The sequence below is a fragment of the Massiliimalia timonensis genome, from assembly GCF_900186585.1.
In the GTDB taxonomy this organism is placed as follows: Bacteria; Bacillota; Clostridia; order Oscillospirales; family Ruminococcaceae; genus Massiliimalia; species Massiliimalia timonensis.
Map to the genome: position 1 here is coordinate 975,253 of NZ_FYDD01000004.1, position 16,571 is coordinate 991,823.

Sequence of the window (16,571 nt, forward strand, 5' to 3'; positions counted from 1 at the left end):
TTTATAAAAAAGAAGAAAATCATGATATGGGGGAATTTACAGATGATGACAGACATCGAAATTGCACAAAGTGCAAAAATGAAGCCGATCTATGAGGTAGCTGAAGGGCTGGGGATCAGCGAAGAGTACATAGAGCCTTATGGGAAATATAAAGCGAAGCTGTCTGATGGGTTGATGGATTCCTTGCAGGATCATCCAGACGGGAGGCTTATTTTAGTTACTGCGATCAACCCAACTCCGGCAGGGGAAGGGAAGACCACTATCTCGGTCGGTTTGGGCGAAGCTATGCAGCAGATCGGGAAAAAGGCGGTGATCGCCCTGCGGGAGCCGTCTTTGGGGCCGGTATTTGGCATTAAGGGCGGCGCCGCAGGCGGCGGGTATGCACAGGTCGTCCCGATGGAGGACATCAACCTGCACTTTACCGGGGACATGCACGCCATTACGGCCGCGAATAACTTGCTGTGCGCGGTGATTGACAACCATCTCCAGCAGGGGAATGAATTGGGGATCGACCAGAGGCGGATCTTATTCAAACGCTGCATGGACATGAACGACCGCGCTTTGCGGTTTGTAACTGTTGGTTTGGGCGGAAAAGTAAACGGTATCCCGCGGGAGGATGGATTCCAAATCACAGTGGCCAGTGAAATCATGGCAATTTTATGCCTTGCTTCTGACATACATGATTTAAAAAAGCGTTTGGGAAACATTTTAGTTGCCTATACTTATGATAACCGTCCTGTTTTTGCAAGGGATCTGGGCGTTCATGGGGCAATGGCCGCGCTGATGAAAGACGCGGTCAAGCCAAACCTGGTACAAACGCTGGAAAATACCCCTGCGATCATGCACGGCGGTCCGTTCGCAAATATCGCGCATGGCTGCAACTCGGTCAAAGCGACCAAACTGGCGCTGAAGCTGGGGGATTATGTGGTGACAGAAGCGGGCTTTGGGTCTGATCTGGGCGCGGAAAAATTTTTGGATATCAAATGCCGTTATGCCGGCTTAAAACCAAACTGCATCGTGATCGTGGCAACGATCCGTGCGTTGAAATATAACGGCGGGGTGGCAAAGGCTGACTTGGCGGAAGAAAACGTGGAAGCATTGAAGCTGGGGGTGAAGAACCTTCAGGTCCATGTCCAGAATATGCAGAAATACGGGGTCCCGGTCGTGGTAGCGATCAACCGCTTTTTAACGGATACTGATGCGGAAATCCAAGTGCTTAGCGATTGCTGTGATGCTTTGGGATGTGATTTTGCATTGGCGGAAGTGTTTGCAAAAGGCGGACTTGGCGGTACAGAATTGGCCGAAAAGGTTGTGGCCGCCTGTGAAAAGCCGTCGGATTTCCATGTTCTGTATGACCATGAACTGCCGATCAAGGAAAAGGTCGGTACCATTGCGAAAGAGATCTACCGTGCGGACGGAGTTGTTTATACCGCAGCTGCGGAAAAAGAAATTGCTGAGATCGAGAAGCTGGGCCTTGACAGGTTGCCTGTATGTATTGCCAAAACGCAGTACTCTTTATCAGACGACCAGACAAAGCTTGGCGCCCCGACCGGCTTTGATATTACCGTACGGAACGTCAAGGTTTCTGCGGGCGCTGGATTTATCGTGGTGTATACCGGCAACATTATGACTATGCCGGGCCTGCCCAAAGCGCCTGCTGCTTTAAAGATCGATATTGACGAAACAGGAGAAATCGTTGGACTGTTCTGATCGGATCATTGTGAGGGAAACAGATGAGAAAAGTTCAGTCGGCGTTACGGCAAAGGTGGAAGACAACGGACATGTGGCTGTTGGGGCTGTGTGTCCTGCTCTCCTGCTTTGGATGTTTGATGATGGTATCCTGCTATGCGGCGGGCTTTATCCGCTTTAGTACTGTCGTCACTCAGACTGGGGCAATGCTTTTGGGGATCGTTACAGCCATTTGGATCTCGTTGTCCGATTTTCGCGCTGCCGCACGGCTGTGGCCTGTTTGGGTCGGCATTGGCATTCTGCTGTGCCTGCTTTTATGGACGCCGCTGGGGTATACCCCGGCGGGCAGCGACGACCGTGCATGGCTGCGGTTCGGCAGCTTTTCGCTCCAGCCGTCTGAACTGTTAAAGTTAGCTTTTGTTTACACCTTTTCCCTCCATCTTTCCAAAGTACAGAAGAATTTGAACCGGCTGCCACAGTTTACGCTGCTGTGCCTGCACGGGGCCGCTTACACGGCGCTGGTCATGGTGCAGGGGGATTTTGGCTCGGCGACTGTGTTCTTGGCCATGTTTGTGGTCATGATCTTTGCAGCTGGACTATCGCTGAAATTTTTGCTGGCCGGAGCCGTGATGCTGGCGGCGGCGGTCCCGCTGGTGTGGCAGTTTGTGCTGCCGGGATACCTGAAAGACCGCTTTTATGTCGCGTGGGATCCTGCATCCGACCCATTAGGAAGCGGCTATCAGCAATATAAGGGACAGGTGGCGCTGGGGTCCGGCCAGTGGTTTGGCAGGGGGTTATTTGCCAAGGGACTGGTAGATGTGCCGGAAGGGCATAACGATTTTGTGTTTGCGCACATCGGACAAACCTTGGGGTTTGCCGGCTGTGTAGCCACCGTGTTGATGCTGGTGCTGATCTGCGGTAAAATCTTAAGGGTCGCCCGCAAAAGTGACAGCCTGCTGGGCAGTTGTATCTGCTGCGGGGTTTTTGCGATTTTATTTTATCAGTCGCTGGTGAATATCGGGATGGTTTTGTGTTTGATCCCCGTGATCGGGATCACCCTGCCGTTTGTCAGCGGGGGAGGGACCTCTTTGCTGATTTCCTTTTTGGGGATCGGAATGGTGATGAGCGTTTCGCGGCAAAACAAGGCCGGATATATTTTCCATGAGATTGAGTGAGGAGAATTATGAGAGTAATTACAGGAGAAGCCCGAGGACGGAAATTAAAGACCTTGGAGGGGCTGGACGTACGCCCTACCACCGACCGAGTCAAAGAAGGGCTGTTTAATATTATCCAATTTGATCTACCTTGCGCCAGATTTTTAGATCTGTTCGGAGGTTCCGGCCAGATCGGCATAGAGGCGCTGAGCCGCGGGGCGGAATACGCAGTGTTCGTGGATGAAAGTCGGGCGGCTCAGCAGGTAATGAAAGAGAACCTGCAAACGACCGGAATGTTCCAGAAGTCCAAGGTGGTATCCATGGAGGCGAAGGCGTTTTTAGCTGGAACCAAAGAGCGTTTTCAAATTGCTTTTTTGGATCCGCCTTACAGCAAAGGGATCTTACAGGAGGTGCTCCCGCTGGTGCCCGGTGTCATGCAGCCGCAGGGGCTGATCATCTGCGAGCATCTGAAGGAAGAAACGCTTCCAGAGCAGGTGGGGAGTTACCATCTGCATAAGATTTACGCTTACGGGAGGATCCGTTTAAGCGTTTACCGGGAAGCGGCGGATTGATTTGCATTTTCCAGAAAAATATATTATAATGACAATCAAAGAAAACAGGAGTATATTTTTATGAGAGTGGCAGTTTGTCCGGGAAGCTTTGACCCGATCACCAAAGGGCATTTGGATATCATTACCCGAGCGACAACATTGTTTGACAAGGTGATCGTATTAGTAGCAGTCAACCCGGCAAAACAATGCAGTTTTACCGTGGAGGAACGGGTCGATATGATCCGGCGGAGCACTGCACACCTAAAACAGGTAGAAGTGGACACCTTTTCCGGCTTGCTTGCGGAATATGTGGATAAGACCGGCGCTTCAGCTATTATCAAGGGGTTGCGTGCGGTATCTGACTTTGAATATGAATTCCAGATGGTGATGGCAAACCGTCGGTTACATACAAAAGCCGAAACCATTTTTTTGACCACCGCTTCGGAATACCTTTTTTTAAGTTCCAGCTTTGTCCGCGAACTGGCAGGGTTCGGCGGGAATATTGCCGATTTTGTGCCTGCTGAAATTGTAGATGATATTGTGAAGCGATTGGTGAAATAATAGTTGTAAAAGGTTTTTAAAGATCTAGGCCAAAAGGCAGAATGGAGAATACTATGAATATCAATGAAATTTTAGACATCATGGACGAAATGTTGGAAAGCGCGTGGTCTGTCCCGTTATCAGGCGGAAAGTGCATGATCGAAGTCGACCGTTTTGAAGAATTGATTGATGACATCAGGTTGAATCTGCCTCAGGAGATCAAACAGGCAAAGCTGATCGTGACTGACCGGAAGATCATTTTGGAAGACGCGAAAAAAGAGGCGGAAAATATCATTAAAACAGCAGAGGAACGCGCGCGCCGTTTGGTAGATGAAGATGAGATCACCAAAAAAGCAAAGGTGCAGGCAAATGAGATTTTAAGCACTGCACAGTCGCAGGCGCGGGAACTGAAACGGGCTGCCAACGAGTTTTCGGAAAGCATCTTAAAGAATGCGGAACACGGCTTGGTGGATGCTGTCAATCAAATCAAAACCGCCAAGACTGCCCTGCGTTCCCCAAACCATGTAAAATAAGAGGGATGACGCCAATAAAATTGGCGTCATATTTTTTGTCTGATTATTTCGTATATTTTTCATAAATTATTGATATTTTTGCTGTGTCTTATGGTATAATAAGGATATAGAAAATCATTTTCTATTGCCTTTAAAAATCTTCTTTAGAGGCACCACAAAGCGGGATACGCTTTGCGTCAGTAAGGAGGTTCATATTATGATCAACATTACAGCAAGGGGCTTTGATTTAAAACAGGGACCGAAAGACGGAGTGGAAAAGGAACTGAAGCGGGTCGAAAAAATGCTTCCTTCAACGGCGGTTTTTGATGTTACGCTATCGAAAAAAACAGACAGCTATCAGTGCGATATTACTGTGAAAAACGCGGGCAGCTTTATCCGCGGCGAGGCGCGGGCAGACCGGATCGAACCTAGTATCGACTATGCGGTAGACGATTTGAAACGGAAACTGAGAAAGCTGAAAACCAGTTTGGTGGATAAAAAGCGGAAAAGCGGGATCGATATTTTAGCGGAAGCGATGACCGGTCTTGGAGAGACAGAAGAAGCTGAGGAGGCAAACCCCTCTACAGAGATCCGGCGCAGAAAACATGTCCTGCTTAACATGATGACAGATGATGAAGCAATCGTTCAAATGGAAATGCTGGGGCACTCTTTCTTCGTGTATCTAGGGGAAGATGGAATGACGCATGTTGTTTACCGCCGGAAAAACGGGTACGGCGTGCTGGACTGCGAAATGTAACAAAGATCAGGCAGATGCCAAAAGAAAAAGCATAGCCAAACAGGCTATGCTTTTTTTGATAGAAAGGATTCCTATGGAACGATATATTTTACATCAGGAAATACGACAGGATAAAAAACGCCGTTTGGCATTTGACCGGCTGGCGCAGAAAACGTTTGGGATAAGCTTTGAAAACTGGCACCAAGCGGGGTATTGGCAGGGAAATTACCGTCCGTACACTCTGTTTGACGGGGAAAAAGCGGTTTGCAATGTTTCGGTGAATCCAATGACATTTTGCCTGAACGGGGAGGAAAAGCGGTATATCCAACTGGGCACGGTGATGACAGATGAAGCTTATCGAAAACAAGGATTGTGCTGTTCCTTAATGGAAACCGTTTTAGAGGAGTGGATAGGGAAATGTGATGGTATCTACCTGATCGCCAACCACACGGTGCTGGATTTTTATCCGAAATTCGGTTTTTCACGTTTTTCGGAATACCAGCAGATATTCCCTGTTACGCCGAAAAACATACAGCAGAGAAAATTGGATCTGCAAAACAATGAAGACCTTTCCCTGCTGAAAAGGCTGTATGATCAGGCGAATCCGTTTTCCATATTGCAGGGCAGGGAAAACTTTAGCCTGCTCATGTTTTATTGTATGGGCCCCTGCCGGGACAGCATTTCCTATCTCCCGGAATTAGATCTGGCAGTGATCACGGAAACGGAAGGGAGCGTTTTGCATTGCCTGGAGATTTTAGGCAAACAGAACGGGAGCCTTGCTGAAATTTTAGGAGCTGTTGCCCCGGAGGGCGTCACAACAGCCGTATTGGGCTTCTCGCTGGGGGAAGCGGCAGGCGGCGAGCTCCAGCAAATAGGGGATGATGACGCCTTATTTTGGCTTTCCGGAATCCCCTGCCCATTTGCCGCGCAAAAAATGATGTTCCCCCTGCTGACCCACGCATAGGGTCAGGCTTTGTAAAACAACACTTCCATCGTCTTTGCGACCGCATCTTCATCGTTGGTGCCAATGATCTCATCAGCCTGTTGCTTTACAGCATCCACTGCGTTTCCCACTGCAAAGGAACGGTCGGCGATCTCCATCATCGAAAGGTCGTTTAGGTTGTCGCCGAATACGGCCACAGGAAGCTGGTATTTTTCCCGGTAAGCTAGCACTGCGTTTTTCTTGGAAGCATCTTTGTGGTAAATCTCCAAAAAAGAATAGCCCGGATGGTAGACATCGGAATAATGCGATGCGTTGATCTCTTGTGAACAGGGGAGTTTCTTTAACAGATCGGCTGCTTGCAGAATTTGCCCATCTGTCGCTAAGATAGACAAATAGACCGTCTCTTTTCCGGCCGGCGGACTTTCTTGGTGGTAACGCTTTAGAGCAAGGTCTTTGCGTTCTTGATAAAACGACTCTTCAGTGGGATGCCGCAGAGCATCATAATAAATATCCAGGCGGCCTTCCCCAAGACAGTGGGTGAAGCAGTTTAAGCCAAGGGAGCGGATCAGTCCTAAAATTTCCGCTGCGACAGGGTAGGGGATTTGCTTGCAGCGCAGGAATTTCTGTGTCTGGAAATCATAGCAGGCAGAACCGTTCATGATGATCACAGGGATCGGCAGGACAAGGCCGTTTAGCATAGGGCCGATGGTGGCGCAGGTCCGGGCGCTGGCAAAGGTGATCTTTGCGCCCTCCCGGATCATGCGAGCAAGCGCTCTTCTGCTATATGAGCTGATTTTTCCGCTACTGTTGAGAAATGTTCCGTCTAAATCACTGATCATCAGCCAACTTCCTGCCATCTGTTCCTGTCCTCCTAAGTTTCGGTATCATAATCAAAGTATATCATACTTTGGCGGATCATTCTACATAGATCTTCAGCTTTTGCCCAGGATAGATGAACCGTGGGTCTGCAATGCGGTTTTCCCTTGCGATCCTCTGCCAGGTCGTGTGGTAGCGTTCAGCGATCCGAATGAGGGTGTCGCCTTTTTGGACCGTGTAAACAGCGATGTGGGGCTTGTGGCCGGGGTGCGGCTCGTCTGAACGTTCAAACCCGTTTAATCCGGCTCGCTTTATGATCTTGGGGAAATCCTGATAGCAGTAATCCATGTCACAGTCCCCATGGATCCCGGCAACCTTGCCTCTGCTGGTGTACTGCCACATTTTATATTCGCCGCGGTAGGATGGCTCCGGCGCATAATCTGCTAGCCAGATGGTGTATGGGGTCAGTCTGTCGCGGTCTAATTTTGTGATCAGCCAGTAGGCGTTCGCATAGACTCCCACAAAATATCCCGCGCGTTCCATCTCGTCGCAAAAGGCAATGGCAATATCGGTGAGCCTGCGTTTGGAAAGAAAAGCCTGTGATTGATCCTCCAAGTCGTAATAGATCGGGAACTCAAATCGTTTTCCCCTTAACCAGCCCTGAAGGTTTCTGGCTTCTTGGCGCGCTTCCTCAACGGTAGTGGCATAGCTGTAAAGGTAAGCCCCGACTGGGATTTTGTGCCGTTTGGCTTCCCGGTAGTTTTCTTCAAACCGACGGTCGATTTGATTCGGGAAACGCCCGTATCCGGCGCGGAGGATTGCAAATTCAATGTGGTCTCGTTTCACCTCTTCCCAATGGATTTCCCCTTGGAAAGAAGAAACGTCGATCCCGCGGATACGCATCAAAACACCTCCTTTCTGAATCGTTTGATACCGCGTTCATAATAAAAGCGGTATACTATATCATATGATCCGGCAGGGAAAAGGGAAGATGCTGACAAGCAGAAAAAATTATGGTACACTAACAGTAAGATGAGGAGGCGAGACAATGAAAAAAATTTATCTGGCGGGATATGATGTGTTTTATCCTGACGCGGCGGGGCGGGGACAGGCTATGAAACAGCTGTGTAAGAGGTACGGCTTTGAGGGGCTTTATCCTTTGGACAACGAGGCGCAGTCTGCGCAGGAAATTCTGGCGGGGAACCTAAAGCTGATTGAAGAGGCGGATATTGTGATGGCGAACATGAACCCTTTCCGGGGAATGGAGCCTGATTCTGGCACGGCCTTTGAGGTGGGGTATGCCGTGGCTAAAGGGAAAAGGATTTATGTATACTTGGAAGATTGCCGCACTTTGCGTCAAAAAATTGGGGAAACAGATGCCCGGGGATTTGCAGTGGAGGATTTTTCACTGCCGCTGAACCTAATGATCGCCTGCAGTGCGGTTGTGGTAGAGGGCGGGCTGGAAGACTGCCTGCGCCGGACCAAGGCAGGAGAATAAAACAAGAAGCCGTGATGAATTTTTTCATCACGGCTTCTTGTATGGATCGTTTTTTCATGATCCAATCACGATTTCCTCGTTGTTGAACAGGGAAAAGAACTCTGTATAGGAGGTTTTTCCGCTTTTGATATTTTCTGCCAAATACAGAAGGTTTTCTACATTGACGCAGGCCCCTTGTATTTTTCTCATGGTGGAGATGTATGAAAGGCCCTTTTTAAAATTCCCCTTTAGATAGGAGGTAACAAACAGAAAGGTGAAATCGGTTACCGATGGATCAAAGCTTTTCCACCATTCATTTGAGGGAACGCCGGGAATCCTTTGCTGGTTTTCTTCAATATACCTGGACATTTCATCCCGGCAGCCAGCATCCAGATTAAACCCGTCTTTATAGGATTTGTTGTCAATGATCGTTCCCTGTGTTCCGTAAGAGAGGATGACATCCGGCCTGTTGGAATCCCCCAGCCGGCTGCCGGAAAAATCAAGTTCTTTGGTAAAAAGCTTTGCTGTTTGGATTTCAAATTCTTTTGCTTCTAAATTTTTCTTTGCCTTTGTGTCTGCGTCGCTGTACGCAAGATCGACCAGAAGTAGGTAGCTGTGGCTTATATGATGCAGCTTCTTGCGGATCTTATCCTTTAGTTCTGTGATATGTTCCTTCCTGATCGCGGAAGGTGAAGGAAGGATCTCAAGCCCGATAATGATGTCGACGAGTTTATATTTGCCGCCGTCCTTCGAGATCGTGATACCAATGTTTTGGAAATTATCCAGTTCATCCTGAATGACGCTTTCGGTTTCCATGATTCCCGATCCGTGCAGATATTGCTGGATCGACGCAATGGTTTTTCCGGTTTTTAACGAGTTTAAAATCTGCGCCCTTCTGAGCCGGATATAATTGGCGTTCGGCACTTTTGTGGCCAGCATTTCAAATTTTACGATTTTTGGGATCCTGGCATTGCTGGAACCCCCTTTGGACTTTTTCAGGGCCAGCTCTCCCGCACGGGTGATCTGCCATGCGCGGAGCGTTATTGTATAGGTGGTTCCCAAATAGGTTTCGGTGACGTCTTTATACATGGGCTTGACCCATTTCATTTGGCTGAGCCAGTTTGCTATAGTTCTGGCATATTTGTCTGAATCGCCCTCTTCATTCTGCTTGATGTCCTGTTGTTTTGCGGCCGGGGCAGTGCTGTAATCGTAGACAAAAATTTCCTGAGGAATAGAGGTAAATCCCATTTCTCCCTGAAAACCAAGCTGGGCGCCGATTTCAAATTTTGTTTTGGGCTTTTGATCCGACAAGATTTCCAAAACCCGGTATACCGGCGGGTAGGATAAGAGCGCCTGTGTAAAAACCTCTTGTTCCTCTACGGTGTCCTTTGCGTGTACCAGCCGTACTCCTAAATCGGTGATTTTACAGGAGTCGGTACTGGGACTATGTTTGATCAGCCCGGTGGAAACCGCCCATCTTAAATAGCCGTCGGCTGTCCAATCGTCGACATAGGGCTTCTTGATCTTTTCTTCGTTTCCATCCTCTCTGACGATGAATTTTGAGGAGGAATGGGCGTCGATAGCGGCTTGCACGATCCCGGTGCAGATGGCATCCTTTCTGGATTTTGCGCCGTTTAACCCCTTTCCTTTCAGCAGGTCATAAGAGATCTCGATCTTCTCTTTTGACAGTTCCAGAATAAATTGGTCATAGTGCTCCCGGGTAATAAACCGATATTCCAGTAGTTTGGGGAGTCTGTTTGTTCTAAGGTCTATATTGCTGTCAGAATCCTTTTGAAAAATGCCGGTAATATATTTTAGTGTTTCAAGACGGTTCGGATTTTGCACCCACCCAAACGTTCTTGACATGGTATCCTCCTCCTTTTAATAATTGGTAATTAAAACCTCGCGAGTTTTTTTGTCCCTGTTTTTCGCATGATAGTTACTGTTTTTGTAACTATAATTGATTTTATGAGTGTGGTATTTTTTCTTCCATTCGATCAGTTCCTGGTTTTTGATCCCTTTATGCTCTGTAACGTTGGATAGCGCAAACCTTGCCCCCTGACGGTCAAGCTGGTCCAACAATGCAAATAACGCTTGATCGTCGGCTTTTCCCCAACCGTGGAAGCCGCGTTTCCCATCGTTATAGCTGCCTGTAGTGATTAAATAAGGCGGGTCTGCATACAGGAAATCCCCTTGCGTAAGGTCCGAAAGATCTAGATCCTGAAAATGGACTGACGAAAACTCTATGGGCTGAATGTTTTTATGGAACTGTATCAGATTAGCCCTAATACTGGAATTAAAGCTGCTTCTGTTCAACCCGAACGGCGAGTTGAATTCATGCTTGCTGTTAAAACGGAATTGGTAATTAAAGGCATAGCAGACCAGAATATAAAGATCCAAAGGATTGCGGGTACTGCTTTCATTATACGCTTTCCGGAACAGGTTGTAGGACTCCTTATCGGTGATCGACAAATGATTTTGCTCAATGGTCGTGTCAAGATAGGCCAGAAGCTCCTCGATGGTCATGGACTGGAATGTTTGATAAATACCGATCACATAGTGGTTGATATCATTTGCCCGGATCCTATTTGCCCGGATATTGGAGCAAACGTCACAGCCGCCGGCGAACAGGTCGACCATTGTATTGATCCTTTTTGGAAAAAATTTAGTAAGCTGGGGCAGCAGCTTATATTTTCCACCAATATAATTTAAGGGGGATTTATGATAGTTATGCTCCACTTTCCCGCTCCTTTTCAAAAAAGTATATTTGCTCTTTTAATCCCGACTGATGATTGGGGATCTTGCTTTTGTATCTTCGGTATTCCATTTCTATCAGCCGGAAGCTGTGTTTCTTCGCATGTTTTTTACAGATAGCGGTGAGTTCTTCCGTGGAAAGCAGGCCTTCGTTGTTGTAGCTGATCATAATATACCGCACGTCGGCCAGCTGTATCATGGTTTCAAAGGCTTCAGCCGCTTTTGACTTCATGCAAAATTTTGATTTTTGCCGGTCATAGCTGCGCAGGCCAGTAATGCCAGAAATATCAGGCTGGTCATACAAGGCGATCGTTTCCAGTACATGGTAATTGGGCAGATACTGTCGCGCATTATAAGGCGGATCCGCATATAAAAGATCGGCTTTGACCTTACCCAACACATCGGTGTAATCCAAATTCATGGATACTGATTTTTGGGAAGAGGGGATGATCACCGGGGCTTTTAATTCGATGTCGCGGTAGGTTCGTGCATCCCAGTGCTTTAAGTAAGCGGCATATACCCCTGCAATGTTGCTGACATAGGGCACCGCCGCGATCAAGGCTGCCAGCAGGTAAAAATATTCGTCTTCTGAAAGCCGATCTTTCCATTCCTCGATTTGTTTTCGGATGATGTCTATTTTGATAGCATTTTCATTTTGAAAGTACATTCTGTCACAGGTTTCATTAGGGGAATAATTGCGGTATACAAAACAGTCCTCCAGCTTGTACCCCGTGTCCTCTAATTTTAAGCTGTTGAGGTACTGGATAGGGTCTGGAATTCCCAGCCGGTCAAATTTTGGCGTTTCATTTAAGTCTAACGTTCCCCGGTTTAACACATAGGAAAAGTACAAAAAGTCGTTAGAGTAAACCTGATACCCCTGTTTTTTAAGTGCGGCCGATACTGCGCCGCTGCCGGCAAACACATCAATGACAGACCCCGCCTGCTTTGCTTTCTTTTGTATCGTGCCGATAATCTCACTTGTCAATAATGCTTTTCCGCCAATGTATCTCATGGATTTTCGCTCCTATTGTGTTGATGGGTATTAAAAAATAATTATCCTTGATAAAATAAGGCTGTAGATCAGGCTATCCCCGGCACTGCCGATTTTTCTGCGGCATTTCACGGGGTTCTTTGCTGCGCTCAAAGTTTCAAAAATGTCTTTCATACAAATTATATCGAAATTTCGGGATAATATCAAGTTCCAAAAGTCTTTGTGGGGGCCGCTTTTACAGGAAACTTTTTGTTTTTTAGCTTCGCATAAAAGAAACGCCCCTCCCCTTTGCCTGAATGCTCAGGCAAAGGGGAGGGGCTTGATTATTTTTCTTTTAACAGAAAAGGTTTTCGGTTAGCGGATCCCGTATTTTTCGATCACATAATCCATATCCTTGTCGCCTCTTCCAGAGAGGTTAATCAGGACGGAGCCTTGATCCATTGTTTTGGCAAGCTTCATGCCAAAGGCAACCGCATGAGAGCTTTCGATCGCCGGAATAATCCCTTCTAAACGGGCTAATTTGTAGAAAGCATCGATCGTTTCTTCGTCGTCGATCACATCGTATTTTACCCTGCCGATTTCCTGCAAAAATGCATGTTCAGGACCGGAAGAAGGGTAGTCTAAGCCGCTTGCAACAGAGTAAACGGGCGCTGGCTCTCCGTTTTCATTCTTCAGCATAATGCTGTTGAAGCCGTGCATAACACCTTCGGTACCGTATTTCAGGCTTGCGGCATGGTCGCCGAGCGATGCGCCCCTGCCAAGCGGTTCGATTCCATAAATATCCACAGGATCATTTAAAAATCCGGCAAAAAATCCCGCCGCATTGCTTCCGCCGCCTACGCAGGCAACGATCGAGTCCGGAAGATGTCCGGTCATGTCAAGGAACTGTTCTCTTGCTTCGATTCCTACTACACTCTGAAAATCGCGCACCATCATTGGGAAAGGATGGGGACCTACCACCGAGCCAATGCAGTAGATAGCATTGTCATATTCTTTGACATATGCCTCAAATGCCGCGTCAACAGCCTCCTTCAGTGTTTGCAGGCCGTGCGTGACCTCAACGACATTTGCGCCGAGGATCTTCATCCTGGCGACATTGGGAGCCTGCTTTTTAATATCCACTGAGCCCATATAGATGTCGCATTCCAGTCCAAAGTATGCCGCCGCAGTTGCAAGGGCCACCCCATGCTGGCCGGCGCCTGTTTCGGCGATCACCTTTTTTTTGCCCATATATTTGGCAAGAAGCGCTTCTCCCATACAATGGTTCAACTTGTGGGCGCCCGTATGGTTTAGATCCTCACGCTTTGCGTAAAGCTGTACTTTTCCGCCGAGCGACTCGGAAAGCCGCTCCAGATGTGAGATAGGGGTAGGCCTGCCCTGAAATTCTTTTCTGATCCTGCGCAGCTCTGCAATGAATTTTCTGGACTGGCAGATCGAGTAGTAGGCTTCTGTGATCTCGGACATAACTTCTTTGAGCTTATCGTCAATGTACATTCCGCCGTATTTTCCAAAGTAACCGTTTTTGTCGGGATAATTTCTAAAGTAGGTATCAAAATTGATATGATTAAATTCCATTTTATTTTCCTCCAACTCTCACAAAATTTATGTTTATACGTTTGTTTTTGATAAAAGGGTAAGTTATTTTAAGCAGCGCCATCGTTTCGTGAACAGCATATTATACCTCCTGTAACAGAAAAACTCCTTTGACTCAATTCTGCCAAAGGAGTTTGGAAAATAAAAACGCCCTCAACAGAATCAATACAGATCTGTCAAGGACGAATAAATTATTATCCGCGGTGCCACCTTGATTTCATGGGTATATCCCATGCACTTAGCAGGATACCTGCATATCCCCGGCAACTGACGTATGCCCACACGTTGCAGAATACTTTGCGACGACTCGCATTTGACTGCACCCTCCGCGGTCCATTTGACAACTTGTTTCTTGCCTGATTTTCAGCGACGCAGGCTCTCTGTAAAGGCATGGCTGCCGTTATCTCCGCTTCAACGGTTTATCAATTTATTTTTTTAAATTATATCACCCTAATGCGCTGTTTGTCAAGAGAGAGTTTTTACTGTCGATGCCTTGGGCGCAGCTTATGCCAATGCAGCGAACAACTTTTTACAGGAGCAGGCGGCAATGATCTTTAATGGAAGCTGGATGATTGCTGATTTCAGCAATGAAGAAAAAGCGGTTGCTGGATTAGCGGACCATATTGGCTTTGCGATGTATCCGGAAAACGGATTGATTAAAACATATGCGGAGGGAAGCGTTATCTGTGCCAAGACCCCGGAAACTCAGGAAGCGGCTTTTACCTTCCTAAAAGAATACTGGTCTACTGAGCCGCAGGAAGACCGGATGGAGAAAGATGGGTCGATCCCGGTATCCTCCGAAATTACAATAAGCGATGAATTTAAGGCTTCAAATCCGTTGTTTGTTGCTAACGTAGACGCTGTACAGAAAGCGGAAACTACCGTGCAGACCTTTGATGTTTTGGCATATGCTAGCGTAGTTGATGCGTTTGGTCAATATTACCCAGAATTGGCGGCGGGTTCGCTGGATGCAGCCGGTATGGCAGAAAAGCTTGATGAAGCAGCAGCAAAAGCGGAATAATATGAAACCATCATATTTTGAAAAAATGTGATAAGAAAGGATTGAGAGCTTACTATGCGTATCAAAAAAAGGTGGATTATATTGTTTTTGTTGCCAGGAATTGCATTGTTTTGCTTTGTCTTTCTGATCACAACAGTTCAGGTGTTCGCCACATCGTTCTGTAATTGGAGAATCGGTGGTGAGATTTCATTCGAGGGCATAAACAATTACAAACAGCTTTTTATGTCGGATGATTTCTTGTCCGCGCTGAAAAATAATATTATCTGGATTGTTTTGCAGTCAACGATCCATGTTCTTTTTGGGCTGATCTTTGCTTTGATTATTTCACGCAGGAAAAAATACAGTGGTTTTTTTAGAACTGTCTACATGCTTCCAAATATTATCTCCAGTGCGGCGCTAGGGATGCTTTTTTACAATATTTTAAATCCAATGTATGGTCCAGTTAACAAGATCGTTCAATTTTTTGGTGTAAAGGACTTTAATGTGAATTGGTTTGCAGACGCAAATGTTGCATTTTTTGCAGTCACTATAACTTGGCTGCCTTTTGCGGCGATCGTTGCATTACTGGTAATTGCAGAACTGTCCGCTATTTCGGAGGACATCCCAGAGGCGGCGGTAATTGATGGTGCCAACGAACTTCAATTAAACATTTATATCAAAATTCCTCTGGTAAGAAATGCTATTGGTACTGGTACGATCTTGGCGGCAACCTCTATGTTACAGAAGCTGGATATACTGATTATGACTTCAAATGGCGGTCCCGGTAACAAGACGATGAACCTTCCTTTATTGATCTATAAAACTGCGTTTAAAGACAATAATTTTGGACTTGCTAATGCACAAGGTGTCATCCTGATTATTGTTGGGTTGATCTCAATTGGATTGATCAATAAGATTTATCGTATGAATGATCCAATTTAGAGAAATTGAGGAAGGTGTAAAAATGAAAGTATGCAAGAAGATCTTAGTAAAAATATTGATTTTTTTCTTTTTGGCTGTTACGCTGCTGGTTACATTGGGGCCTTTTTTGTGGGTGCTTTTTGCGTCGTTTCAAACCAACAAGGAAATTCTGGATTTTACTCTAGGATTTCCAAGTGGCGTGCAGATCAAAAACTATACTACGGCATTTCAACTTGCTCCCATTGTCCGGTATTATTTTAATAGTATTTTTGTAACCTTTTTTGGGGTGACCATCAACCTGATCGCTATGGGAATGGCGGCTTATGTGCTTTCACGTTTTCAATTTCGGGGACAGAACCTGATACGCCTTCTTTTTTCTATGGGTTTGCTGATCCCGGGTGCGGCGTTACTGCTGCCACTATATACTTCAGTCAGCGCAGTCGGTTTGTATGACAGTATGTGGGGGTTGATCATTGTATATGTTGGGTTTGGCATACCTCAATCCCTTTTTATCATTTCTAGTTACTATAAAACGATCCCCAAGGAAATGGAAGAATCGGCTTATTTGGATGGAGCGGGCTTCGTCAGGACCTATATTACGATTATTATGCCTTTGGCAAGACCTTCTTTTGCAACAGCCGGAGTGATGCAGTTTTTGCTGTGCTGGAACGAATTCCAATTTGCGTTAACATTGACAACGGGAGACAGAAGCCGTACTTTGCCGATCGCATTATATTATTTTAAAAGTTCGTTCGCCAGTGATTATGGAGCAATGTTTGCAGCAATCGTTTTAGTATCGTTACCTAGCATCATTGTTTATATCATCCTACAAAAATATGTGGTGACAGGAATGGTTGCTGGGGCTGTAAAAGGATAAAATTAAGAAAGGAATAT

At 46.6% G+C, this 16,571-nt stretch carries 17 protein-coding genes; 11 read left to right on the top strand and 6 right to left on the bottom strand.

The features are described 5' to 3' along the window. The first annotated feature begins 42 nt into the window (after nucleotides 1-42). The 7 genes from CIB36_RS12390 to CIB36_RS12420 all read left to right on the top strand — a co-directional run bounded on the left by CIB36_RS12390 (nucleotide 43) and on the right by CIB36_RS12420 (nucleotide 6,146). On the top strand, nucleotides 43-1,710 hold the full coding sequence (locus tag CIB36_RS12390) for a formate--tetrahydrofolate ligase (protein WP_093990034.1): 1,668 nt from the start codon (nucleotides 43-45) through the stop codon (nucleotides 1,708-1,710). A gap of 23 nt (nucleotides 1,711-1,733) precedes the next feature. After that, nucleotides 1,734-2,864 carry an FtsW/RodA/SpoVE family cell cycle protein gene (locus CIB36_RS12395; RefSeq protein WP_093989836.1) on the top strand — a complete coding sequence of 377 codons (1,131 nt, stop codon included), beginning with the start codon at nucleotides 1,734-1,736 and terminating at the stop codon, nucleotides 2,862-2,864. An 8-nt stretch (nucleotides 2,865-2,872) separates the two neighbouring features. After that, complete coding sequence (gene rsmD / locus CIB36_RS12400) at nucleotides 2,873-3,415, top strand: 16S rRNA (guanine(966)-N(2))-methyltransferase RsmD (protein ID WP_093989837.1); 543 nt, start codon at nucleotides 2,873-2,875, stop codon at nucleotides 3,413-3,415. 60 nt (nucleotides 3,416-3,475) lie between these two features. Continuing rightward, nucleotides 3,476-3,955, top strand: a complete 480-nt coding sequence (coaD, locus tag CIB36_RS12405; protein ID WP_093989838.1) for a pantetheine-phosphate adenylyltransferase — start codon at nucleotides 3,476-3,478, stop codon at nucleotides 3,953-3,955. A 53-nt stretch (nucleotides 3,956-4,008) separates the two neighbouring features. Further along, nucleotides 4,009-4,467 (top strand): HrpE/YscL family type III secretion apparatus protein, encoded by a 459-nt coding sequence (locus tag CIB36_RS12410; protein WP_093990035.1) that lies wholly within the window; start codon nucleotides 4,009-4,011, stop codon nucleotides 4,465-4,467. Between the two features lie 196 nt (nucleotides 4,468-4,663). Continuing rightward, nucleotides 4,664-5,203, top strand: coding sequence for a ribosome hibernation-promoting factor, HPF/YfiA family (gene hpf / locus CIB36_RS12415; RefSeq protein WP_093989839.1), 540 nt, complete (start codon nucleotides 4,664-4,666; stop codon nucleotides 5,201-5,203). Nucleotides 5,204-5,276: 73 nt separating this feature from the next. Continuing rightward, nucleotides 5,277-6,146 (top strand): GNAT family N-acetyltransferase, encoded by an 870-nt coding sequence (locus tag CIB36_RS12420; RefSeq protein WP_158662701.1) that lies wholly within the window; start codon nucleotides 5,277-5,279, stop codon nucleotides 6,144-6,146. A 2-nt stretch (nucleotides 6,147-6,148) separates the two neighbouring features. Here CIB36_RS12420 and CIB36_RS12425 read toward each other — a convergent pair whose 3' ends face one another. Continuing rightward, nucleotides 6,149-6,982: an HAD family hydrolase gene (locus CIB36_RS12425; protein ID WP_093989841.1), complete on the bottom strand. Its 834-nt coding sequence runs from the start codon at nucleotides 6,980-6,982 to the stop codon at nucleotides 6,149-6,151. A 58-nt stretch (nucleotides 6,983-7,040) separates the two neighbouring features. Further along, nucleotides 7,041-7,844, bottom strand: coding sequence for a GH25 family lysozyme (locus CIB36_RS12430; protein ID WP_093989842.1), 804 nt, complete (start codon nucleotides 7,842-7,844; stop codon nucleotides 7,041-7,043). A gap of 145 nt (nucleotides 7,845-7,989) precedes the next feature. Here CIB36_RS12430 and CIB36_RS12435 point away from each other — a divergent pair, with 145 nt between their 5' ends. After that, nucleotides 7,990-8,439: a nucleoside 2-deoxyribosyltransferase gene (locus CIB36_RS12435; protein ID WP_093989843.1), complete on the top strand. Its 450-nt coding sequence runs from the start codon at nucleotides 7,990-7,992 to the stop codon at nucleotides 8,437-8,439. A 54-nt stretch (nucleotides 8,440-8,493) separates the two neighbouring features. On the opposite strand, the gene CIB36_RS12440 is transcribed toward CIB36_RS12435, so the two are convergent. The 4 genes from CIB36_RS12440 to trpB form a co-directional block, all read right to left on the bottom strand. Further along, on the bottom strand, nucleotides 8,494-10,284 hold the full coding sequence (locus CIB36_RS12440) for a restriction endonuclease FokI C-terminal domain-containing protein (protein ID WP_093989844.1): 1,791 nt from the start codon (nucleotides 10,282-10,284) through the stop codon (nucleotides 8,494-8,496). A 15-nt stretch (nucleotides 10,285-10,299) separates the two neighbouring features. Continuing rightward, nucleotides 10,300-11,157 carry a DNA adenine methylase gene (locus tag CIB36_RS12445; RefSeq protein WP_093989845.1) on the bottom strand — a complete coding sequence of 286 codons (858 nt, stop codon included), beginning with the start codon at nucleotides 11,155-11,157 and terminating at the stop codon, nucleotides 10,300-10,302. Continuing rightward, complete coding sequence (locus CIB36_RS12450; protein ID WP_093989846.1) at nucleotides 11,147-12,184, bottom strand: DNA adenine methylase; 1,038 nt, start codon at nucleotides 12,182-12,184, stop codon at nucleotides 11,147-11,149. The genes CIB36_RS12445 and CIB36_RS12450 overlap by 11 nt, the downstream gene beginning before the upstream one ends. Nucleotides 12,185-12,517: 333 nt before the next feature. Next, the gene (gene trpB / locus CIB36_RS12460; RefSeq protein ID WP_093990036.1) at nucleotides 12,518-13,723 is read right to left on the bottom strand and encodes a tryptophan synthase subunit beta; all 1,206 of its coding nucleotides are present in this window, start codon (nucleotides 13,721-13,723) and stop codon (nucleotides 12,518-12,520) included. Between the two features lie 526 nt (nucleotides 13,724-14,249). Between trpB and CIB36_RS12465 the strand changes: the two genes are divergently transcribed. The 3 genes from CIB36_RS12465 to CIB36_RS12475 are packed head-to-tail and all read left to right on the top strand — an operon-like array spanning nucleotide 14,250 to nucleotide 16,554. Beyond that, nucleotides 14,250-14,777 carry an extracellular solute-binding protein gene (locus CIB36_RS12465; protein ID WP_093989848.1) on the top strand — a complete coding sequence of 176 codons (528 nt, stop codon included), beginning with the start codon at nucleotides 14,250-14,252 and terminating at the stop codon, nucleotides 14,775-14,777. Between the two features lie 54 nt (nucleotides 14,778-14,831). Continuing rightward, nucleotides 14,832-15,698, top strand: a complete 867-nt coding sequence (locus CIB36_RS12470; protein ID WP_093989849.1) for a carbohydrate ABC transporter permease — start codon at nucleotides 14,832-14,834, stop codon at nucleotides 15,696-15,698. Nucleotides 15,699-15,720: 22 nt separating this feature from the next. Further along, a complete protein-coding gene (locus CIB36_RS12475) occupies nucleotides 15,721-16,554 on the top strand; it encodes a carbohydrate ABC transporter permease (RefSeq protein ID WP_093989850.1) in 834 nt (277 codons plus the stop codon). Nucleotides 16,555-16,571: the final 17 nt, after the last annotated feature.